The 21,252-nt window shown below is 70.2% G+C and carries 23 protein-coding genes, 2 pseudogenes and 1 riboswitch; of the genes and pseudogenes, 13 read left to right on the forward strand and 12 right to left on the reverse strand.

Going from position 1 to position 21,252, the window contains the following annotated elements; translation table 11 throughout:
• Positions 1-8 precede the first annotated feature (8 nt).
• Positions 9-182 (reverse strand): annotated as a pseudogene (locus tag OG972_RS03470) (IS5/IS1182 family transposase); the annotation flags it as partial.
• A gap of 237 nt (positions 183-419) precedes the next feature.
• Here OG972_RS03470 and argG point away from each other — a divergent pair.
• The gene (argG, locus tag OG972_RS03475) at positions 420-1,868 is read left to right on the forward strand and encodes an argininosuccinate synthase (protein WP_266978212.1); all 1,449 of its coding nucleotides are present in this window, start codon (positions 420-422) and stop codon (positions 1,866-1,868) included.
• Between the two features lie 505 nt (positions 1,869-2,373).
• Here argG and OG972_RS03485 read toward each other — a convergent pair.
• Entirely contained in the window at positions 2,374-2,892 is a 519-nt protein-coding gene (locus tag OG972_RS03485) for a hypothetical protein (protein ID WP_266978213.1), read from the reverse strand.
• Between the two features lie 69 nt (positions 2,893-2,961).
• On the opposite strand from OG972_RS03485, the gene OG972_RS03490 reads away from it, so the two are divergent.
• The 3 genes from OG972_RS03490 (at position 2,962) to OG972_RS03500 (ending at position 4,559) form a co-directional block, all read left to right on the forward strand.
• The gene (locus OG972_RS03490; protein ID WP_266978214.1) at positions 2,962-3,159 is read left to right on the forward strand and encodes a hypothetical protein; all 198 of its coding nucleotides are present in this window, start codon (positions 2,962-2,964) and stop codon (positions 3,157-3,159) included.
• A gap of 261 nt (positions 3,160-3,420) precedes the next feature.
• Entirely contained in the window at positions 3,421-3,648 is a 228-nt protein-coding gene (locus tag OG972_RS03495; protein ID WP_266978215.1) for a hypothetical protein, read from the forward strand.
• A gap of 254 nt (positions 3,649-3,902) precedes the next feature.
• The gene (locus OG972_RS03500) at positions 3,903-4,559 is read left to right on the forward strand and encodes a flavin reductase family protein (protein ID WP_266978216.1); all 657 of its coding nucleotides are present in this window, start codon (positions 3,903-3,905) and stop codon (positions 4,557-4,559) included.
• 317 nt (positions 4,560-4,876) lie between these two features.
• On the opposite strand, the gene OG972_RS03505 is transcribed toward OG972_RS03500, so the two are convergent.
• From OG972_RS03505 to OG972_RS03510, 3 genes and pseudogenes are all read right to left on the reverse strand, one after another.
• Complete coding sequence (locus OG972_RS03505) at positions 4,877-5,356, reverse strand: lamin tail domain-containing protein (RefSeq protein ID WP_266978217.1); 480 nt, start codon at positions 5,354-5,356, stop codon at positions 4,877-4,879.
• A 949-nt stretch (positions 5,357-6,305) separates the two neighbouring features.
• Positions 6,306-6,419 (reverse strand): annotated as a pseudogene (locus OG972_RS49540) (DUF6461 domain-containing protein); the annotation flags it as partial.
• A 163-nt stretch (positions 6,420-6,582) separates the two neighbouring features.
• Positions 6,583-7,548: a pirin family protein gene (locus tag OG972_RS03510; RefSeq protein ID WP_266978218.1), complete on the reverse strand. Its 966-nt coding sequence runs from the start codon at positions 7,546-7,548 to the stop codon at positions 6,583-6,585.
• A gap of 165 nt (positions 7,549-7,713) precedes the next feature.
• Here OG972_RS03510 and OG972_RS03515 point away from each other — a divergent pair, with 165 nt between their 5' ends.
• A complete protein-coding gene (locus OG972_RS03515) occupies positions 7,714-8,070 on the forward strand; it encodes a tetratricopeptide repeat protein (RefSeq protein ID WP_266978219.1) in 357 nt (118 codons plus the stop codon).
• Positions 8,071-8,386: 316 nt separating this feature from the next.
• Positions 8,387-8,950, forward strand: a complete 564-nt coding sequence (locus OG972_RS03520) for a GNAT family N-acetyltransferase (RefSeq protein WP_266978220.1) — start codon at positions 8,387-8,389, stop codon at positions 8,948-8,950.
• A 67-nt stretch (positions 8,951-9,017) separates the two neighbouring features.
• Here the strand turns inward: OG972_RS03520 and OG972_RS03525 are convergent, their stop codons facing one another.
• Positions 9,018-9,791: a CbtA family protein gene (locus OG972_RS03525; RefSeq protein ID WP_266978221.1), complete on the reverse strand. Its 774-nt coding sequence runs from the start codon at positions 9,789-9,791 to the stop codon at positions 9,018-9,020.
• Positions 9,792-9,819: 28 nt separating this feature from the next.
• Positions 9,820-10,038, reverse strand: coding sequence for a CbtB-domain containing protein (locus tag OG972_RS03530; protein ID WP_266978222.1), 219 nt, complete (start codon positions 10,036-10,038; stop codon positions 9,820-9,822).
• 3 nt (positions 10,039-10,041) lie between these two features.
• Positions 10,042-10,190, reverse strand: a riboswitch (adenosylcobalamin (AdoCbl) riboswitch).
• 126 nt (positions 10,191-10,316) lie between these two features.
• On the opposite strand from OG972_RS03530, the gene OG972_RS03535 reads away from it, so the two are divergent.
• The 3 genes from OG972_RS03535 to OG972_RS03545 all read left to right on the forward strand — a co-directional run bounded on the left by OG972_RS03535 (position 10,317) and on the right by OG972_RS03545 (position 12,059).
• Entirely contained in the window at positions 10,317-10,895 is a 579-nt protein-coding gene (locus OG972_RS03535) for a histidine phosphatase family protein (protein WP_266978223.1), read from the forward strand.
• A gap of 303 nt (positions 10,896-11,198) precedes the next feature.
• A complete protein-coding gene (locus OG972_RS03540) occupies positions 11,199-11,693 on the forward strand; it encodes an Asp23/Gls24 family envelope stress response protein (protein ID WP_266978224.1) in 495 nt (164 codons plus the stop codon).
• Between the two features lie 210 nt (positions 11,694-11,903).
• Entirely contained in the window at positions 11,904-12,059 is a 156-nt protein-coding gene (locus OG972_RS03545; RefSeq protein ID WP_266990254.1) for a DUF6131 family protein, read from the forward strand.
• 158 nt (positions 12,060-12,217) lie between these two features.
• Here the strand turns inward: OG972_RS03545 and OG972_RS03550 are convergent, their stop codons facing one another.
• Positions 12,218-13,657 (reverse strand): NAD(P)/FAD-dependent oxidoreductase, encoded by a 1,440-nt coding sequence (locus tag OG972_RS03550; RefSeq protein ID WP_266978225.1) that lies wholly within the window; start codon positions 13,655-13,657, stop codon positions 12,218-12,220.
• Positions 13,658-13,774: 117 nt separating this feature from the next.
• Between OG972_RS03550 and trxA the strand changes: the two genes are divergently transcribed.
• Complete coding sequence (gene trxA / locus OG972_RS03555; protein ID WP_266978226.1) at positions 13,775-14,146, forward strand: thioredoxin; 372 nt, start codon at positions 13,775-13,777, stop codon at positions 14,144-14,146.
• Positions 14,147-14,220: 74 nt separating this feature from the next.
• Here the strand turns inward: trxA and OG972_RS03560 are convergent, their stop codons facing one another.
• The 3 genes from OG972_RS03560 to OG972_RS03570 form a co-directional block, all read right to left on the reverse strand.
• The gene (locus OG972_RS03560; RefSeq protein WP_266978227.1) at positions 14,221-15,657 is read right to left on the reverse strand and encodes an aldehyde dehydrogenase family protein; all 1,437 of its coding nucleotides are present in this window, start codon (positions 15,655-15,657) and stop codon (positions 14,221-14,223) included.
• A 293-nt stretch (positions 15,658-15,950) separates the two neighbouring features.
• Positions 15,951-16,256, reverse strand: a complete 306-nt coding sequence (locus tag OG972_RS03565) for a hypothetical protein (protein ID WP_266978228.1) — start codon at positions 16,254-16,256, stop codon at positions 15,951-15,953.
• A 56-nt stretch (positions 16,257-16,312) separates the two neighbouring features.
• On the reverse strand, positions 16,313-17,335 hold the full coding sequence (locus tag OG972_RS03570) for a LacI family DNA-binding transcriptional regulator (protein WP_266978229.1): 1,023 nt from the start codon (positions 17,333-17,335) through the stop codon (positions 16,313-16,315).
• 49 nt (positions 17,336-17,384) lie between these two features.
• Here OG972_RS03570 and OG972_RS03575 point away from each other — a divergent pair, with 49 nt between their 5' ends.
• The 3 genes from OG972_RS03575 (at position 17,385) to OG972_RS03585 (ending at position 20,259) form a co-directional block, all read left to right on the forward strand.
• Positions 17,385-17,603, forward strand: a complete 219-nt coding sequence (locus tag OG972_RS03575) for a hypothetical protein (RefSeq protein WP_266978230.1) — start codon at positions 17,385-17,387, stop codon at positions 17,601-17,603.
• A 138-nt stretch (positions 17,604-17,741) separates the two neighbouring features.
• Positions 17,742-19,259, forward strand: coding sequence for a flotillin family protein (locus OG972_RS03580; RefSeq protein ID WP_266978231.1), 1,518 nt, complete (start codon positions 17,742-17,744; stop codon positions 19,257-19,259).
• A gap of 505 nt (positions 19,260-19,764) precedes the next feature.
• Positions 19,765-20,259: a type II toxin-antitoxin system PemK/MazF family toxin gene (locus tag OG972_RS03585; protein WP_266978232.1), complete on the forward strand. Its 495-nt coding sequence runs from the start codon at positions 19,765-19,767 to the stop codon at positions 20,257-20,259.
• 98 nt (positions 20,260-20,357) lie between these two features.
• On the opposite strand, the gene OG972_RS03590 is transcribed toward OG972_RS03585, so the two are convergent.
• Positions 20,358-21,212, reverse strand: coding sequence for a TIGR02452 family protein (locus tag OG972_RS03590; protein WP_266978233.1), 855 nt, complete (start codon positions 21,210-21,212; stop codon positions 20,358-20,360).
• Positions 21,213-21,252 lie beyond the last annotated feature (40 nt).

Consider the following 21,252-nt stretch of genomic DNA (forward strand, 5'->3'; position numbering starts at 1 on the left):
AGGTCGGGTCATGGCCGCAGCCGCAGCCGGATTGCGGCCACGGTGACCGCTCCGTGGAAGACGCAGGCGCGCTCGCCGTAGCGCGTGGCCACGGCGTGGAAGTTCTTGAGTCGGTTGATGGTGTGCTCAACTGCGGTGCGGTGCTTGCAGGTCTCCTTGTTGAAACCGGTGGGCCGACCACCTTTGCGCCGCGGCGATCCTGCTCGCCGCCCACCAGGGCGCCTGTGCAGCGCCGGCCTCGCCCTCGGCGCGGCCTTGCCCGACGGGCGCCTCGCCGCCGCCGAGCAGGTCGACCCGGCACTGTCGGCGCCGCCGCCCGCAGCGTCCTGGACCTCCTCGGTGGAACACTGTGCGAGGTTCACACCGACTTCAGGGAATGTCGTTTTGCATAATCATGCGGATTAATACATACTCTTCCCATGTCTAAGGTTCTCACCTCCCTGCCCACCGGCGAGCGCGTCGGCATCGCCTTCTCGGGCGGCCTCGACACCTCCGTCGCGGTCGCGTGGATGCGCGACAAGGGTGCCGTCCCGTGCACCTACACCGCCGACATCGGCCAGTACGACGAGCCCGACATCGCCTCGGTGCCCGGCCGCGCGAAGACCTACGGTGCCGAGATCGCGCGCCTGGTCGACTGCCGAGCGGCGCTGGTCGAGGAGGGCCTGGCCGCGCTCGCCTGCGGCGCGTTCCACATCCGCTCGGGCGGCCGTGCCTACTTCAACACCACGCCGCTCGGCCGTGCCGTCACCGGCACCCTGCTGGTCCGGGCGATGCTCGAGGACGACGTACAGATCTGGGGCGACGGCTCGACGTTCAAGGGCAACGACATCGAGCGGTTCTACCGTTACGGCCTGCTCGCCAACCCCCACCTGCGCATCTACAAGCCGTGGCTCGACGCCGACTTCGTCTCCGAGCTGGGCGGCCGCAAGGAGATGTCGGAGTGGCTGGTCGCCCACGGGCTGCCGTACCGCGACAGCACCGAGAAGGCGTACTCGACCGACGCCAACATCTGGGGCGCCACTCACGAGGCCAAGACGCTGGAGCACCTCGACACCGGTGTGGAGACCGTGGAACCGATCATGGGCGTGCGGTTCTGGGACCCCTCGGTCGAGATCGCCGCCGAGGACGTGACGATCGGCTTCGACCAGGGCCGCCCGGTGACGATCAACGGTAAGGAGTTCACCTCCCCGGTCGACCTGGTGATGGAGGCGAACGCGATCGGCGGCCGCCACGGCCTCGGGATGTCGGACCAGATCGAGAACCGGATCATCGAGGCGAAGAGCCGCGGCATCTACGAGGCGCCCGGCATGGCACTGCTGCACGCCGCGTACGAGCGCCTCGTCAACGCGATCCACAACGAGGACACCCTCGCCCACTACCACAACGAGGGACGGCGCCTCGGGCGGCTGATGTACGAGGGCCGCTGGCTGGACCCGCAGGCGCTGATGGTCCGCGAGTCGCTGCAGCGCTGGGTCGGCTCGGCGGTCACCGGCGAGGTGACCCTGCGACTGCGTCGCGGTGAGGACTACTCGATCCTGGACACCACTGGCCCGGCGTTCAGCTACCACCCGGACAAGCTTTCGATGGAGCGTACCGAGGACTCGGCGTTCGGCCCGGTGGACCGGATCGGCCAGCTCACCATGCGCAACCTCGACATCGCCGACTCGCGCGCCAGGCTCGAGCAGTACGCCGGCCTCGGCATCGTCGGCACGGCCCACCCCGAGCTGATCGGCGCCGCCCAGGCGGCGGCGACCGGCCTGATCGGCACCATGCCGGAGGGCGGCGCCGAGGCCATCGCCTCCCGCGGCGAGGTCTCCGAAGACGACGAGCTGCTGGACCGCGCCGCGATGGAGTTCGGCACCGACTGACCGGTGCGTCGGCCCGCTCCGGGCGGGGAGCGGAGCAGCCGAACCCGGTCGCAGCCGGGAGGCCGGGGCCTCGGGCGGTTCGACGCACTGCGTGCGAACCGCCCGAGGGCCCGAGCCGCTGTGCCGTATGGGCCAGCAGCCCGCGTTCGCCCGCGCCCAGGCGGCCCACAGCTCCGTGAGGAGCTCCGGGACACAGCCACGGCGACCCATTCGTGGGGCCGACCACCGCGCCACTGGACCCATCCCGGGTCATCCAGCAGGAGCCGGGCGTCGTCGAGCCAGGCGCGGCGCAGGAACTCGATCACATCGAGGTCGCTGTAGGCGATGCCGAGGATGCGGGTCTCGCCGGGCGTCCGTAGGGAGACGCGGCGGCCATCTCGGAGCTGGGCCGGTGGAGGGTCATGGGCGCACTCATCTCTCCACCGTGCCCCGGGCCCGACCGCGGCGCCACCGCCGGTGACGATGGCGCCGCGCGCGCCCGCTCAGACGGTCTCACGAGTTCCTTCTACTCCTCGATATCGCCGATGGCGACGCGGAGGTCATGCAAGCCCTCCAGGATCGCGATGACCGATGCCTCCGTCCGGTCGAGAGCTCGTCGGGTGGCCCGAATGTCACTGCGCTCGAAATAGAGCTGGGCGCTGAGTGCGTCCGTAGCCGCCACGACGGCCGCCCAGGACGCCGCCCGGTGAGGAGGCCCCTCTCTCTCGGGCCCCATGAGCTGCACCGCGGTGAGCTGCAACCGGTTCGCCAGCACGACGGACGAAACCTGTGAGTCGGGTCCTGCCTGCTCCGTCCATCCGAGCAGCGCTTCGGCGACGTCCTGCAGCGGATGCCCGCCCATGCCGGTCGAGGCGGTGATTTCCAATTCTGTTTTGGCCAGCAGGGCGCCCAGCAGTCGCTGCCGGTCCTCGGCCTGCGGGCCCTCGGGCCACACGTCCGGATCCAGTACTGGTTCAGCCCCCAGGGCGACGAGGGCTGCGTAGATCTGCTCGGCACTCACCGGGTGCACGCTTCTGATACTCACGTCCTCAGCTTCACTGCACGAAGGCGGCAGCGCACGCACCGCTCGCCGGTCTCTGTCGAGGACATCGCGATGGTGCCCGCACCGCGGAGCGCCGACTGCTGCGGGATCACCAGCGACGACGCGACCCTCTTCCTCATCGAGTGGCGCGGGGGCACCGCCGGCCACCTCATCACCATCGGCCGAGCTGATATCCGCAGGTTCGTTCTCGCGCGGGCCGTCATTCACCTCAGCGGTGGACGTGGCCGGCATGCCCTCCGTCGGGCCTAATTCGCCACTTTCGGCTGCGACTACGTCCCCCTTGAAGGAGTTGAACGACAAGTCCAGGCGAGCGCAGCGCCCGGACGCCGGGGGCCCTCGTCGACGCCGCCCCCGCTGGGTTGCTGCTGCCGGGTGAGTCCACATCAAGTCCCGCCCTCATCGAGGCGGTAGGTCGATCGTCGGCTGCCGAACCCCTGTCCAGCACGTGAAGCCCGTTGCCCACACTGCCGCCGGGCATACTGACGACCGCGGTGTGGAAGCGATCCATGCATGACCGAAAGTGCGAGCCCCCGTACCTCCACGCCGCGGATTACCGTGCTGGGAGTACAGCCCGGTGATCCTCCCTTCCGCCTTGTGGAGATCGACGGAGAGGTCGTGAGAGCGGCAGAGTCGATGACGGACGTGCTCTTCACCGCTGCTGCCGCAGGGATCACGGCTCACGACCCGTCGTTCGTGGTGGCAGCCCGAGCAGACGGCCCGCTTGTCGAAGCAGGGTGAACATCTCCACCGGCTGCCGACGCAGGGACGTGGAACGCTGCGGGAAAGCGCCGAATTCCGCGGCAGAAGGCGTTCGAGGAGAGTTACGAACTCCAGCGCCCCGTCCGGGCCGCAGCGCGCGGAGCACCCGGCGCGCAACGAGGCCGGGGCAGGGAGCGAAGCGGACTGCCCCACCGTGCGGCACGGACCACGTAGCGCCCTGCCCCGCCACACTTCGGCACCTGCCGAAATATCTGGATCCTAGGCTCCGCACCATGAACGCCGCACCTCTCACCACCCTGCCCACCGACACGGCCGCCCCCCGTATAGCGATCGAGCCGAACATTCTGTACTTCGGGACTCCGGTAGTCCTCCTCTCGACAGAGAACCCGGACGGCTCGTCCAACCTCGCTCCCATCTCCTCCGCGTGGGCACTCGATCGGACAGTCGTGCTCGGTCTGGGTCGCGACGGGCAAACCGCACAGAACCTGGGCAGCCGGCCCGACCTCGTGATCAATCTGCCTGCCCCCGCCCTGTGGCCTGCGGTGGAGCGACTGGCACCGCTGACCGGCCGGAATCCGGTACCCGAGACCAAGGCGCAGGGCTGCCGCTACGAGCCGGACAAGTTCACCGCGGCCGGCCTGCACAGCGCGCCCTCCCACACGGTACGGCCGCCTCGCGTTGCCGAATGCCCCCTTCAGCTCGAAGCCCGTGCCGAGCAGGTAAGGCCGGACGCCTCCGGAGACTTCGTCATCGTTGAGGCCGTCGTACGGAAGGTCCACGCCGACCCCCGGATCGTCGTTCCCGGCACCGACCACATCGACCCTGCCGCCTGGAGCCCGCTCATCTACAACTTCCGCCACTACTTCGGACTCGGCCCGGAACTCGGCCACTCCTACCGCACCCGGACCCCCGCACCTACAGAGCAATGAGCCCCGGCGTACTTCTCGGCATCATCTTGGCGTCTGCTGCCGGACTCGGGGCGTGGCACCCGTGACGTGCCCCTCGTCACGGGTGTTGGGCCCTGTGGCGTGCGCACCTTCGCCCCCTCGGGATGCGTACGCCTGGGCCCTGGACCCTCAGACCAGGGCCCAGCAGCCTTTCCCCGGGTGCTGCGACCGTGCACCGTGCCGGGCGGTGGGAAACCGGGGCCCGGGTATACGAGAGCGGCGTGCCACCACCCTCGGTGGGTGGTGGCACGCCGGATCGGAAGGGTTGCACCCCGGGGGCGGAAAAGGTGCATCCTTGGTCAGCGGCGGTAGCCCCAGGAGTGGGTGTCCACGGTGCGGCCGCGGTTGTCGCGCAGGGTCGCCCTGTCGGCGTAGTTGCTCCAGATGTAGTCCCGGCTGCCCTGGTAGACGTCCCGACGGGTGTCACGGCCGAACCCGGTGTGGACCCGGACCGTGGCGCGTCCGGCCAGGCGCACGTCGTCGAAGCGGTACAGATTGCCGCTCCAGTCCGTGAGCGACCATCCGTCCAGGTCGACCGCGCGGCGGCCGGTGTTGGTGACCTCCACCCACTCCCCGTTCAGCGAACGGTTCGACCAGTCGTCACGACCGGGACTGTCGTACTGGATGTCGCCGAGGACAACGTTGGAGTACGACTGGTGACGGCCGTGCCCGTGGCCCTGACCGCCGTCGGCGGCAGCCGGCATCGCCGCCACGGCGACCACGGAACCGGCCGCCACAGCAGTAGCGGCAATACGGCGAACGATACGAGAATCAGACATTGATGTCCCCTCAGACAAGGGCGCCCAGGACCCGATCAAGGGCCATGCTGCGCGGTGCGGATCCCGGCCCCTCAGGCCGAGAACCCACAGCCTGGACCACCTCCCCCACCTCCAGCCGCAACTCCGATTCGCGTTACCAAATCCGGACATTTCCGTAACTTACGCCTGCATTGATCACGCACCCCCGGCGGGGCGTGCCCCTGACCTCGACTGCCGGATCCACGCACCCACCACAGCCGGGAGCAAGCCTTTCCATCTCCCCGCGCACCCCGGCGCACCACCCCGCAAACCCCCATCGAGCACACACGCATCGGTAACAGCCACAACACCACATCATTCAGACACACATAGAGGGGTCGAACGCCCGCCCACACTGCTCGTGGCGGTCGTGGCGCGCATGGTCGTCCCGGGCCGCCGGGCCGGCAGGCGACCACGCCATCGGGGCGGCATGCCTCCGAGCCGAGCGCTTGCGCCACCGCCCTACGGAACGGGCGCGGAGCCGCGCCAGAATCCCGTTGCCACGCACAGCTTCCTCGGCTGCTTGGTGTTCTCGTTCGGCATTGCCACGTCCACGTTCGCGTGTAGGGCACAGCCCGCCTTCGGCCGGCCGCCGGACCTGCGACACCGCGTCGGTCATTGACCGACGCGGCCTGCCCATGAGCGAGCACAGCATCCGGCATGCTTCCCGGAGACCTACCGCCCCCATCCATCAGCGGCCATCACAGGCACGGACCCAGTGAGCGCAAGCGAGGCCGGCGGGCCGTAAGGCGGTCATGCCACGGCATCCAGACGTCGCCTCCGTCCCCTTCGCACAGGACGAGCCCTACGCCCAGGCCCTTGCGAGTCTCGGGCCGCTCTTTCGGGCGGGTCTCACCGGGCCGATCTCGAGCGATGCCGGTGGCGCAGTGGAGTTGTCGAGGACTTCGGCGGTGACGCGCACGCCTGTGAGTTATTCGGCGAGGGCCATCTGTCCCGGGATGCCCAGATCCCCATCCTCTGCGTCAAGGTCGAACCCCACGTGGGCCATGGCGTCAACGAGCGCATCGGGGGTGCCGCCTCGACGCTGCCGTGGCCATCAGACCTGGCCACGGCCGCTGACACAGGCAAGTCGAGCGCGGTCCGTGAGCCGAGCAGCACCATGCACATCCGGCCCCCTCCGCAGATGCAGTCGAGGGGGCCGGCACAGACACTCGACAAGTGACTCGCGGCAGGCGCATCACCGCAGGTCAGCGCACCCGCCCCCGCGGCTTCAGAGCCACCGGCGGGAGCTCGGGTGCGGACAGCCGGTCCCCGTCGTAACCCTTCACCTCGCCGAAGCGGGATGCTTCCATCCAGCCCCTGCGGGCCTCTTCGATTTCCTCGTGGGAACGGCCGATGAAGTTCCACCACATGACGAGCTCCTCCTCGAAGGGCTCGCCCCCGAGGAGCATCAGCCCGGCGTCGGAGTCGGCACGCAGCGGGAGTTCGGTACGGCCGCAGCCGAGGTAGAGCATCGATCCGGGCAGCAGGGGCACGCCGTCGACCTCCGCCTCGCCGGACATGGACAGCACGGCGTACTCGAAGTCCGGATCGAGCGGCAGGCGCGCCTCGGCGCCACGGGTCAGGGCGATGTCGGCGCCGACGATCGGGGTGTAGGCGGTGCCGGGAGAGGTGGCGCCGTCCAGCTCGCCGAGGATCACCGTGGCGGTGAGACCGGGGGCGGTGACGGTCGGCAGGTCGCTGTGATGCTGGAAGTGCGGCTCGACCCGGCGGTGAGCGTCGGGCAGCGCAACCCAGAGCTGGGCGCCGTGCAGAAAGCGAGCGTGCGGCTTCGGGCTCTCCTCGGAGTGGCTGATGGCCCGGCCGGAGGTCATCAGTCCCAGTTCGCGCGGGCGGATCGTCTGCAGGCTCCCCAGGCTGTCGCGGTGAAGCACCTCGCCGTCGTGGAGCCAGCTGACCGTCTGCAGGCCCATGTGGGGGTGGGGCGGCACCTGCATCCCGGGTTCGTCGGCGATGTCGTCGGGGCCGTAGTGATCGACGAAGGCCCAGGCTCCGACCATCCGGCGGCCGAGATTGGGCAGCAGCCTGCGAACCTCGGTGGACTCGCCGAGCTGGACGTGACGCGGGTTGAGGAGTTCACGCACTGGGTCGGCGACGACAAAGCCCCGGCCGCCGCAGACGGAGAGTGCGGCCTGGCGATCGAGATTGCTCATGGCGCTCAACCTATTCCTGTGCCGGCACGGGCGGTCGGTACCCACGCCAAAAGTTTGGTGGAATGTTCAACCATAGTGGCGTGTTGTGGAAGCTGACAGCGGGCTGCGCGAACGACGGGACGCATGGCCCGACGGATCGCCGAAAGCCGCGACCGAGGAGGACAAGTGAACGACACCTATTACGAGTTCGGCACGGCAGCCGACCGCTGGGACCGCGCCCGGATGTTCTTCGAGGCCAAGGAGTACCTGACCGCGGCCCGGATCCTGGGCGGACTGGTCGAGGAGGCCCCGGAGCAGGTCGCGCCGCGGCTGCTGCTGGCCCGCGCCTATTACCACTCGGCGCGCCTCGGCAAGGCCGAGACGGAGCTGCGGGCGGTGCTGCAGCGCGACCCGGTGGAGCACTATGCGCGGCTGATGCTCGGCCGCACCCTGGAGCGGCAGGGCCGGCAGGAGGAGGCGACGCCTCACCTGAGGATGGCGGCGGCGATGTCCGGGGACTTCGGGGAGGACATGGGCAGCTGAGACGGCGGGGCTTCGGGACGGACGCTGTCCGACGGGGAAGCCCTGCCCTCCTTCCTGGCCGCTGTGGGTGCAAGGCGGTGGGCCCGGTCGGCGTACGCATGCCGGCCGGGCCCACCGCTGCGGACGGACCGTGTCCACGTGCATCGGCCGGGGAGGTGCCGGCGGCATCGACCGGGGCCCGTGCCGGCGGAAGGCCGCCGCGTGGTCCTCCGCCCACTGCGCGAAGGTCAGGGCACTGCTGCCCACCCCTTCAGGCAGCAAAAAAACCGATAATTCCGGTGCGCCGAGGCTCGCCGCCGTGATAGTCCGACGGGTCATGGGAGATCTTGTGACACCTCGACTCGTACTCCACCCGTTGAGTCCCGCCGAGGCGGAGAACGTAGTGGCCCGCCGTCCGGGGCCAGGGGCCCTATGGGCACCGGAGTACCCCACCGACGGCGACGCGGCCGGGGCCGGGCATTTCTTGGAGCACTGCGCCGACACCGGCAACCCCCAGCCGTTCGGCGCCTACGAGATCCGCCTCCGCCAGGACGGACACGCCATAGGCGGAGTGGGCTTTCACGGCGCTCCGAACGCGGAGGGTCAGGTGACGATCGGCTACGGCCTGACCCCTGCGGCGCGTGGCAAGGGGTACGCCTCCGAGGCGCTGCGGGCGCTGCTGGAGTTCGCCCGCGACGAGGGCATCGCCGCCGTGAAGGGCGATGCCGACCTCGACAACATCGCGTCCCAGCGCGTCATGGTGGCGGCAGGCATGTGTTTCGTCAGGGCGGACGACCGGGTGAAGCACTTCCTCATCGAATGGTCGGACACGCCGGAGGCGCCGGACACAACGGAGGTGACGTACATGGCTGAAGCCACCGACACCACGGACGCCGTATAAAGGGCAGAACCCGCCGGGCCTCTCCGGCGGGTTCTGCCGTCATACGGCCGACGAGTCGGTCGGCGCCTCAGCTCGCAGCGGCGGCCGCATGGGACGTGGTACCGCCCCCGGACGTCACCGCACCGGTCTTCGGCACCAGCAGCCGCTCGGTCAGATAGCCGAAGACCAGACCGAAGGTGGTCCACAGCGTGGCCTGAACGGCGAGAGTGGCGAGGCGGAACTCCCACAGCAGACTGGCCGGGAAGTCCTTTCCGACCTCATTGAACGAGGGCAGGAAGGCGTAGGCCAGCCCGATGACGAGCACATAGGCGGCGGACGCCGCAATGGACGCGTTCCAGTTGCCGAGGCGGGGAGCCAGCCGCTTGCCGAAGATGACGGCAGCGACGGCCAGCAGCACGCTGAGGGCGACCATCAGGAAGAACAGGGTGGTGCGTTGGCCGATCGTGTCGGGGTTTCCGACAGCCGGCGGATTGGCCGGGTACTTGAGGAACGGCACGACATACACGGTCAGCAGGGCGCCGAACGCGATCAATGCGGCCGTGGCCCTCGGGCCGAACCTGCCGATGCGGCCGAGGGCGTAGCAGAAGACCAGGGCAGCGATGCCGCCGATCGCCACACCGAAGACCAGGACACCGGTGGCGAGACCAGCAGTGGACTGCATGGTGCGGCTGACGAGTTCCTCGCCGCCGCCGTGGTCGTGGCTGTGGGCCTCTTCGAGCGCGATCGCCGCGTCCACCCGGGATTCACCGAGGAAGTAGGCGACGGCAAGAGCGAGCGCGCCCGCGACAAGTCCGGCCAGCATGCCGCGGACGAGCAGGGCTCTGACGGATATGGAGTTCATGAGGGGTTCCCCTGAGGTGCGCAGCGTGTCAGTGGCAGGGGAAACCGAGCAGGTGGCGACCGTCGTGAACCCACTCGTGGACACCTTCGCCGGAGATGACGGCGGTGGCACCCTGCTCGGCGCCGACGAAGTACAGCAGGACGAGCATGAGGATGCCGAAGAAGACCGCCCACGGGGCAATGGCCTTCAGCGAGATGGGGGTGACGGCGGGTGTTGCGACGCTTGCGGGGGCAGCAGTCTGTGCCATGGCAGAACCTCCTGGGGGAACACGCGTCCCGATCGTGGTGCCTGAGACGACAGTGCCGGGTCTGACTTCCCGTACGGGTACGGGTTCACAGTGGCGCGACCGTGCCGGATTCTCACCGGACTTCCATCACACCGTCGTCATGTTCGTCGCGACCATACCGCCTGCGGGCACGCGCCGCCATGGCGCCATCCGCGGGGCCGGGAGACCCGGACGCCATGGTGTGCTTACCCGAGAGGCCACAGTTCAGGGAGTTGACACCGGTGTTGACGGTACAGGTGATGTTGATCTCACCGGCGCTCAATGCGGCGCTGCGTGAAGCCCGTTTCGACGGCGACGCCCCGCTCGACGCGTCCGGTGTCCGGCGGGCGCGTGCGGCCGCGGACGCGGTGCCTGCCGCCGACCGCCGGGTATGCGGCGCGGACGAGCGGTGCGCCGGGACCGCCGAGGCGTTGGGGCTGCGGTCCGAGCCCGAACCGGACCTCCGCGGCTGGGACTTGGGGCGCTGGAGCGGGCAGCGGCTGGCTGAGGTGAGCGAGGCCGAGCCGGAGGCGGTGTCGCACTGGCTGTCCGGCCCCTCGGCGGCACCGCACGGCGGTGAGTCGCTGCTGGACCTGTGTACGCGGGTAGGCGGCTGGCTGGACTCGTTGCATCGGGACGGCGCCGGTGACAGCCGCGTGATCGCCGTGGTCGAACCCGCAGTGGTGCGCGCTGCGATCGTGCATGCGCTGGGCCTTCCGCCGCAGGCGTTCTGGCGGTTGGACGTCGCCCCGTTGACGCTGACCGAACTCAGCGGCCGGTCCGGCCGCTGGAACCTGCGCTGCGGGCGGTCCCTGAGCACCGGAGCCGACGCCCCGTAACCCGGCGTCGGCCTCCACCGCCGGACCGGCCCACCACGCCCGTGACGTCAGATCACAGCATCTCTCCGACGACCGGTCAGTCTGTTCGAGTTCGCCGACGAAGAGACCGAAGCGGTCGTGGAGGCGGAGCCCAGGAAGGCGGGAGGACGAGAAGGGGCAGTCCGCCCACCCGCCCCTCCTCTCCGCGTGGGGCCCGCCCGTGGGTCCGCCCACACACCCGTACCGCACGAGCAATGTGGACAAATGGTACGTAAACTGGCCAAGGCGTTCGAACCCACCTTCTCATCGGAAGGGCGACCGACCATGACCGATCAAACACAGGTGAACCGGCCCGAAACCACCCGCTCGCAATCCGAGGCCACGCACGCAGCAGGACCGCACGGCGGAAACCGCCGAACGGAACCTGGGTCGCGGGGCCGAACCACGATCGCCGACGGCGTGGTGGCGAAGATCGCCGGGCTGGCGGCCCGGGGTGTGCCCGGAGTCCAGGGCATGGGAGGGGGATTCGCCCGCGGTATGGGGGCCGTGCGGGAGCGGGTACCCGGAGCGGGAGGTCAGTCCGTCACCAGCGGTGTCAAGGTCGAGGTCGGCGAGGTCCAGACGGCAGTCGACCTGTCGATCATCGTCGAATACGGATACTCGATCGTCGAGCTCACGGGCGACGTCCGGACCGAAGTGATCGCCGCCATCGAGCGGATGACCGGTCTGGAGGTCGTGGAGGTCAACATCTTGGTGAGCGACGTGAAGCTGCCCGACGAGGAAGAGGAGCAGCAGGTGCCGGAGAGGCGGGTCGCGTAGCGGTTCGCCGGACCGGATCTCGCCTGGTCGAGAAGGCCCATCGGACCGCCTCGTCGGCCCGAAACCCCGGCTGTCACGCGTGACCCACTGCGGTCCCGGCCAGGGATTCCCGGCCTTGGACGGCACTACGGGCCAGAGCGGTCGTCCGCCACACCGAGACACGCCGTCCGGCGCATACTCGAAGGTGGCCCTGAAAGATTGGGGGACGCAATGATCGTCCTCGGAGTCATTTTGCTCGTGATCGGCATGGTGGCCGGAATTTCCATCCTGTGGACCATCGGCGTCGCCCTCGTGCTGATCGGTGCGGTCCTCTGGATTCTCGGTGCTGTCGGCCACGGGATGGGGGGACGGCGCCACTACTGGTGAGAACCGGAAAAAACGCTTCGCCCCGTGAGCTCGCTGGCACTTCGGGGACGTAGTTGCAGCGTGCACCTGCGCGGGACGAAGCACACCGGCGGCGGGTCCCGCCGTCCCTCGGAGGGACGGCGGGACCCGCCGCCGACGCACCGGCTCACCAGCCGTCCTCAGCCGCGGTACGCCTCCAGCAGGCGCAGCCACACCTCGCTGATCGTCGGATAGGCGGGGACCGCGTGCCAGAGCCGGTCGATGGGGACCTCACCCGCAACGGCGACCGTCGCCGAGTGCAGCAGCTCGCCGATGCCGGGGCCGACGAAGGTGACGCCGAGTACGATCTCGCGGTCGAGGTCGACGATCATGCGCGCGCGGCCCCGGTAGCCGTCCGCGTACAGTCCGGAGCCGGCGACGGCGGCGAGGTCGTGGTCGACGGCGCGGACCCGGTGCCCGGCGCGCTCGGCCGCGGCGAGGGTGAGCCCGACGGATGCGGCCTCCGGGTCGGTGAAGACGACCTGGGGGACGGCCGCGTGGTCGGCGGTGGCGGCGTGTGCGCCCCAACGCTCGGTCGACAGCGGCGCGGTGCCCTGCGCTCGGGCGGCGATCGCGGCACCCGCGATGCGGGCCTGGTACTTGCCCTGGTGGGTGAGGAGCGCCCGGTGATTGACGTCGCCGACGGCATAGAGCCAGTTGCTGCCCTCGACGCGGCAGCTGTCGTCAACCTTCAGCCAGGATCCGGGCTTCAGTTCCACCGTCTCCAGGCCGAGGTCGTCGGTGCGCGGGGCACGGCCGGTGGCGAAAAGGATCTCGTCGGTCTCGATGCGCTCGCCGTTGTCCAGTTCCACGGTGACCGGGCCGTCGGGGCCGGCACGCCGCACGGAAGTGGCGGAGACGCCCGTACGGATGTCGGCTCCGGCCTCGGTGAGGGCCTCGGCGACCAGCTCGCCCGCGAACGGCTCCATTTTCGGCAGCAGCCCCTTGCCGCGGATCAGCATCGTCACGTGCGCGCCGAGAGCCTGCCAGACGGTGGCCATCTCCACGCCGACGACTCCCCCGCCGACAATCACCAGTCGGCCCGGCACCTCCTTGGCGCTGGTCGCCTCTCGGCTGGTCCAGGGGCGGGCGTCGGCGACTCCGGGAAGGTCGGGAACGACGGCGCGGCTGCCGGTGCAGACGGCGACGGCGTGCCGGGCGGTCAGCCGGTGTTCGGAGCCGTCGGGGCCCGTGACGGAGACCGCCTTCGTACCGGTCAGGCGTCCCTGACCCCGGTAGAGGTCCGCCCCGATCCTCCCCAGCCAGGCGACCTGTCCGTCGTCCTTCCAGTGCGAGGCGTACTCGTCACGGTGGGTGAGGACGGCCGCCGCGTCCAGGGGGCCCTGGACTGCCGCGCTGAGTCCGGGGACCTTGCGCGCATCGGCGCGGGCCACCACGGGGCGCAGCAGCGCCTTGCTCGGCATGCACGCCCAGTACGAGCACTCGCCGCCGACGAGCTCCGTCTCGACGACCGCCGTGGACAGTCCGGCAGCCCGGGTCCGGTCCGCCACGTTCTCACCCACGGGTCCCGCACCGATCACCACGACGTCGTACACGGCGTTCTCCACAGCATCTGTCATGGGGGACAGTCTGGCCGGGGGTGTGAGCCACGGCCACATGGGCAGGCGGAATAGCGCAGAACCGGACACCGTTGTGCCGGACACGTCCGAACGGGCACAGGAAGAGGTAACGAGAGCATGAGCACCGTAGAGCTCACCAAGGAAAACTTCGATCAGGTCGTCAGCGAGAACGAGTTCATCCTGATCGACTTCTGGGCTTCCTGGTGCGGCCCGTGTCGGCAGTTCGCGCCGGTGTACGACGCGGCGTCCGAGCGCCACGGCGACCTGGTCTTCGCCAAGGTCGACACGGAGGCGCAGCAGGAGCTGGCGGCGGCCTTCGAAATCCGGTCCATTCCGACCCTGATGATCGTCCGGGACAATGTGGCGGTGTTCTCCCAGCCGGGGGCCCTGCCGGAGACGGCGCTCGAGGATGTCATCGGGCAGGCCCGCAAGCTGGACATGGACGAGGTCCGCAAGTCCATCGAGGACCAGCAGAAGGGCGAGAAGTAGGCAGCGCGAGCGAGCGACGCCGAAGGGGTCCGGCCGGTTCGTCGGCCGGACCCCTTCGGCGTGCCCGCCACCGTTTAGAAGGGGTGGCCGGCCGGTTCGCGGCGGACCGTCGTCCAGCGCAGGTCGGTGAAGGCCTCCAGGTTGGCCTCGCCCCCGAAGCGCGCCCCGGTGCCTGACGCGGCGATGCCGCCGAAGGGTGCGACCGCCTCGTCGTTCACCGTCTGGTCGTTGATGTGGGCGATGCCGGTCGGGATCCGGTCGGCGAGTTCCAGGCCGAGGGCTGTGTCGCGGGTGACGATGCCGAGCGACAGCCCGTACGGGCTGTCGGCGGCCAGCGCCGCGGCCTCGTCCAGGGTGTCGAAGGACCGCACGGGGGCGACCGGGCCGAAGACCTCCTCCGCGTATGCGGGCGTCTGGCCGTCGACGTGGGTGAGGACGGTGGGCCGGTAGAACAGGTCGCGGTGGGTGCCGCCCGCCGCGAGCTTCGCGCCCCGTGCGGTGCTCGACTCGACCAGCCGGTGGATCTTGCCGAGCTGGCCGCGGTCGATGACCGGGCCGAGATGGACCTGCTCACGGTGCGGGTCGCCGACCGCCAGCGCGTCCGCCTTCGCGACGAGCCGCTCGACGTACTCGTCGTGCAGCGAGGCGTGGACGAGGTGGCGCCCGGTGGTCATGCAGATCTGGCCCTGGTGGAAGAAGGAGCCCCAGGTCGCCTGGGCCACAGCGCCTTCCAGGTCGGCGTCCTCCAGGACGACGAGGGCGGAGTTGCCGCCGAGCTCGAGGTACACCCGCTTGAGGAGCCGCCCCGCGGCCTCGCCGACGGCGCGGCCCGCCGTGGTGGAGCCGGTGAAGGAGATGACCGGGACGCGAGGTTCGGCGACGAGCGCCTGTCCGGCCTCGGTGCCGCCGGGCAGGACGTGCAGCAGGTTTTCGTCGAGTCCGGCCTCGGCGAAGACCGCGGCGAGTGAGAGTCCGCCGCAGACCGCGGTGCGCGGGTCGGGCTTGAGGAGAACCGCGTTGCCGAGGGCGAGTGCGGGCGCGACGGACCGGATGGACAGAATCAACGGCGCGTTGAACGGGGCGATGACGCCGACGACGCCGACCGGGACCCTGCGGGTGTAGGAGAGCCGCTGGTCCTCGCTGGGCAGGACCTGGCCGGCCGGCCGGGAGGCGAGCGCTGCGGCTTCGTAGCACTCCTGGGCGGCGACGTGGAGCTCGAAGTCGGCCTTTCCGGGGATCGATCCAGACTCCCGCACGAGCCATTCGCGCAGCTCGTCGGCGTGGGCGGTGAACAGGTCACCGGCCCGGCGCAGGACGGCCGCGCGCACGAAGTGCGGGGTACGGGCCCAGGCGGACTGGGCGGCGACCGCGGCCTCGGCGGCTGCCGCGATGTCCTCGGGCGCGGCGAGGGTGACGTGTCCGAGGACCTCGCCGGTGGCGGGCTCGACGACGTCCGACTCACCTCCCGCGAGCGTGCGGGACTGCCAGGCTTTGGGGTCGAGCAGGGACATGAAGACTCTCCAGTCGATCGGTTCGAGGGGTGGTCCCATGCGGTGGGGCGCGCAAAGTGTGCGGCCGCGGCCTCGCGGGACTACGCGATCCGGCGCAGCCGTGCGAGCTGCGTTCGGCCATCGAACGTGATCTCGCCCGGTTGAACGTGCAACATCGTAGTCACGCCGCACCGAACGAAAAGGGAATTGATCGAACTGCTGCTCCCTTTGGCGCGCACGGAACGGTGCGGACGTCACACACAAGCGGGTTGCCCAACTCCAGCCTTGTGCAAAGCAGTTGCCACCATCGGCGGTCAGCTGTCGGCGGTCCGCTCCGAGATCCTGACCGAGAGCCCGATGTCCAGTTCGGCACCGTCGACAAGCAGCGCCTCCACGGTGTGGGTCGCCGGATCGATGTCCGCCACCATGCCTTCCCCTGCGTACCGGGGGTAGCCCGATGCCCCCGTCTCGCCGGTGGCCTCCACAACGGCAGAGCGGATAGGGGCCCCGACGGGCCGGGCATCGGCGGACTCGGAGGCGCCCTTGGCCTTCGGGACCTCAGCAGGGCCTTCGGTGAACTTGGGGACCAGCAGGATCTCGTAACTCTGCGGTTGGCTCATGGTCATGACGCTAAGCAAGCGACGCGCGACGCGCACGTTGCCGCGCTGAACCTGCCTCAGCTGGACTCTCGGGGGATCACCCGCGCCCTCAGCAGATCATGGCGCTCCGGCACGCCTCCCGGATGCCGCACCAGCCGGTCGACGAGGTCCGCCAGCGGCTGCGACGTCGCCAGTTCCATCCGCACACTGCTCAGCCGGGGCCTCAGCAGCCTGCCGAGCAGCAGGTCGTCGGCGCCCACCACGGCCGTCTCGGCCGGTATCTCGATGCCCGCGTCCTGGAGGGCCCGCATCAGGAGCATCGCGTAGGCGTCGTTGTATGCGAACACGGCGTCGAGTCCGAGCGTGCGCCACCGGGCGGCAAGCGCGCCGGCCGACTCCTCGTCGTACCGCAGGGGCAACGGTTCGATGAGGGCTCCGCCATCGGCCGCCACCCGCCGGGCCTCGGACAGCCTCGGTTCGGCGAACAGGGCGAGGCCCGGTTCCTCGGGCATGACGACGCCGATCCGGCGTCGACCGCGTGCCAGCAGATGTCCGGTCACGCAACTGCCGACCTCCCGCTGGTCCATGACCAGGGCGTGGGCGCCGTCCACCGGTTGCGGGCCGAGGGTGATCACCGCCTTGGCGCCGGAGCGTCGCAGTACGGATATGCCCTGCGGGGTGAGCGCGACCCCGCCGGGTGCGATTACGGCGACGGGACGGAGTTCGGCCCAGACCCGGGCGGCGTCGTCGGCGTCCAGACCGAGGCTCCCGTGCTGGACCACGGTGTAGTCGAGGCGGCGCAGCCCGGATTCGAGTTCGTGGAGGAAGCGGTGGTGGAGCGGACCGGCCGGGTGGTCCCCGGTGGGCATCAGCACCGTCCGGGTGTGTCCGGCGCGCAGGCTCCGGGCCGCCGCGTGCGGCACATAGCCGAGTTCGGAGGCCGCCTCCCTGACCCGGCGGCGGGTGGATTCGCTGATCCGGACGGTCGGGTTGTTGTTGAGTACGTACGACACGGTGGCCCGCGAGACTCCGGCGAGCCGCGCCACGTCGGCGCTGGTCGGGACGGGGCCTTCGGTGGGCTGCTTGGGTAACTGGCTCATGGCGTCGGGCAGTCTTCCAGACCGCTTCGAGGTGGGTACGCTCCGGGGCATGGATGACTCGTCGATGGTGGGGCTGCTCGGCAGGGTGACCGGGACCGTGGGGCCGGGGCTGGTCGGTGAGGTGATCGTTCAGATCCGTGGGGGCGCCGAGCACTTCCTCGCCCATCCCGCCCCGCCGGGGGTCCGCATCGAGCCAGGGACGGTGGTGACGGTGATCGAGTATCTGCCGCCGCGCACGGTCTATGTGGCTCCTGCTTACGACAGTTGAGGTGGGTGAAGGACCGGCGTCCGGCGTGCGGCAGTCAAGATTGCGGCAAGGTTGCGCACACCCCTTCTCCGCCGTCGCGCGCAGGAGAAGACTCCCTCTGTTCAGCAGTGCCGACGGGGTACTGCGATAAGGGGGCGCATGCCGATGGTCATCGGCGTCACGGCGGGTCTCGTGCTCGCTGCCATCATTGTGTTGATCGGACTGTTCAAGCTCATGTGGCGGGTGGCCGAGCCGAACGAAGCACTCGTCATCTCCGGTTCCAAGCACAAGACCGAGGGCCTCGGACAGGGCATGGGGTTCCGCATCGTCACCGGGCACGGCACGCTCGTCCTGCCCGGCGTGCAGGCGGTACGGAAGATGTCGCTGGATCTCAACGAAACGGAACTGTCCGTCGATTGCGTCACGCATCAGGGGATTCCGTTGCGGGTGCGCGGTGTTGTCATCTTCAAGGTGGGCGACGACTTCGTGTCGATCGCCAATGCGGCCCGTCGATTCCTCGACCAGCAGAAGATGATGTCGGAGCGGGTGCACAACGTGTTCGCCGGTCATCTCCGCTCCATCGTCGGCGGGTTGACCGTCGAGGACATGATCAGGGACCGGGAGAAGCTCACCGGCCAGACCCGGGCGGCGTGCGGCACCGAGATGGAGAAGCTCGGGCTGATCGTCGACTCGCTGCAGATCCACGAGATCGAGGACCCGACCGGGTACATCAAGAATCTCGCCATGCCACATGCCGCGGCGGTGCAGCGGGACGCACGGATCGCGCAGGCCGAGGCCAACCGGCGGGCCACCGAGGCCGAGCAGCAGGCCGCCGCCCGGATGTCTGAGGCGACCCGCGACAGCGAGATCCTGCAGGCCGGGTATCAGGCCGAGCGGGACAAGGCCGCAGCCAAGTCGCGGCAGGCGGGGCCCCTCGCCGACGCGGCGGCCAGGCAGGAGGTCGTGGTCCAGGAGACCCGGGTCGCCGAACTGGAGGCCCAGCGGCGCGAGCAGCAGCTGCAGGCGGACGTACGGAAGCCCGCGGATGCCCAGGCGTACGAGAAACGGACGCTGGCGGAGGGTGAGCGCGACGCCCGGATCTCCGCCGCCGAGGCGCATGCGAAGGAGACGGAGCTCGCCGCGATCGCCGAGGCCAACCGGGTCAAGACGGCGGCGATCGCGGAGGCCGAGGCCACGAAGGCGCGCGGCGCCGCCGCCGCGTCGGCGACTCGGGCGACCGGTGAGGCGGAGGCAGCGGCGGCGCAGGCCAAGGGACTGGCGCTGGCCGAGTCGACCCGCGCCAAGGGGCTGGCCGAGGCCGAAGCGATCAAGGCACGTGCTGCTGCCCTCGCGGAGAATCAGGAAGCCGTTGTCGCCCAGCAGTTGGCGGAGAAGTGGCCGGAGATCGTCGAGGCGGGCGCGGGTGCCTTCAGCAGTGTGGACCACATGGTGCTGCTGAACGGCGCCGACGGGATGTCGGAGATGTTCGCGAAGGCGCTGACGATGGGTGGCACGGGGCTGGGTCTGGCCCGGCAGCTGCTGTCCACGATGAGCGAGAAGGGCGGGACGCCAGGGTCCTCGGCGCCGGTCAACGGTGTCACGCCCGTCGTGCCGCCGTCGCCGCGCAAGGAGCGCATTCCGGTGACGGGTGATCAGGAGGGAAGCACACCCTCCTGACCGCTCCCGGTAGGTGTGGCCGGTCCTCGTCCGTCAGCCACGGGCGAGGACCGGCCACGGCACCGGGTCCTCGGCATGCGGCGCCCACAGCTCCGCGTCGACCACCCCGTGCCGACGGAGCACCGGCAGACGGGCGCCGCCGGCCTTGGCGCCGCCGGTGGCCGCCGTGGCGGAGGGGGCTCCGGCAGGCGCCCTCCCGGTCCAGTGGGGCAGCTGCGCGAAAGCGGCGGCGGGGTCCGACCCTGAACCTTCGGTTGACGTCGAGACCGGCGAGTATGAAGGCGCTGACGCTCCGACAGGCGCGGCCTGGAGAACGGCGTCACGACCAGTCCGGCGGCCGGGCACCTGCCCCTGCGCCGGGAAAGCCGGGCGCGGGCGTGCGAGCATGACGAGGGTGCAGCGCGCACGTGCGCGGGGCACGCGTCCGACGACCATGGTCACGGACTGCTGTCCGTTCGGCGGGCCCGGTCCACGGAATGCGCCGGGCAGCCCCTACGGTGTTCCGATGACCATCCCTCACCGTTCAGACCGCACGTACCTCTCGGACTCCACCCGCGCCGCCGACGGCTCGGCCGACTTCCCCGAGCGCTCCGGCCCCACCGCGACCGCCGAGGCGAACCCCCACGACGTGGGCCCGGTCCGCACCTCGTACGCCCCCGACCGCGACGGTGATCCCGACCCCGGCGAGATCGTCTGGACCTGGGTGCCCTTCGAGGAGAACGACGGGCGCGGCAAGGACCGCCCGGTGCTGGTAGTGGCCCGGGAGGCGGCAGGCACGCTGCTCGCCGTGCAGCTCTCCAGCAAGCAGCACGACCGGGACCGCGAGTGGGTGGCTCTCGGCGCCGGGCCGTGGGACAGCTCGGGCCGGCCGTCCTGGGTCGATCTGGACCGGGTGCTGCGGGTGCATGAGGACGGTATGCGGCGCGAGGCGTGCGCGCTGGACCGGGACCGGTTCGATCTGGTCGCCGACCGGCTGCGGGAGCGTTACGGCTGGCACTGACCGGCGGGGTCGGGGGGCCGCCCTGCGGCTGACGTTGACCCCTCTGGCTCAACGTCACCGTGTCGGTCGGTGTCCACCCCTCTGGCTCAACGGCAGGGTCAGGGAGTGCCCGGTCCCGACGGCCGCATCTTCTTTTCGAACGCGCGAGCGAATGCGGTACGAGTGGCCGATTCGGGACCGCGGTCGAGGATGCCGAAGACGATCTGCTCGAAATGTCCGGCGAACCGGCCCCCGTCGGTGAGCAGCGCCCGGAAGGCACGGGCCACCTGCGCCGGATCGTTGCGGAACACGCCGCAGCCCCAGGCACCGAGCACCAGCCTGCGGTATCCGCGCACCGTGGCGACCTCCAGCACCCGTTCGGCGCGGGACGCGAGCGCGACGGGGATGCGAGGGGCCTCCTCGGGGGTCCGGCTGCGGATCACTCCGGCGTTGGGTGCGGGCGAGGTGAGGAAGCCCACGGTGTACGGGATGTCCAGCAGACGCCCCCGGTCGTCCCGGAACACCGGTACACCGGGTGAGTGGATGACCCGGTCGGTGTAGAAAGCGCTGCGTTCGGCGCGGTGGTGGGCGTAGTGGTCGGGGGCGCGCAGCAGGGTGGCGTAGAGCGCCGAGCTGCGGCAGAGCGCCTCCTCCTGGGCCTGCGCGCCGTTGAGGTAGCCGCCGCCGGGGTTACGGGCGGAGGCGAAGTTGAGCACGGCGACCTTGCCGGGCCCTTCGCCCGTCATCCGGCGCGCGGCCTGCAGGCTGCTCTCGCCGGTGACCTCGACAACCGTGGCGCGGTCGGAGTCCAGAACGGCGACGGGGACCGGCTCGGGCCCGTACAGCCGGGTCCCGGAGAGCGCGGCGGCCAGAGCACGCTCGATACTGACCTCACGCCCCGCGGGCGTGTGGTAGAGCCCCTCCTCGACGATGGTCTCGGTCTCTCTTGCGATGGCGCGAAGCCGTGCGCTCATCAATACTCCCCCGTGTGGTGCATACGGGGCATGGTCGGTG

The organism is Streptomyces sp. NBC_01669 (assembly GCF_026339735.1).
GTDB classification, from domain to species: Bacteria; Actinomycetota; Actinomycetes; order Streptomycetales; family Streptomycetaceae; genus Streptomyces; species Streptomyces yanii.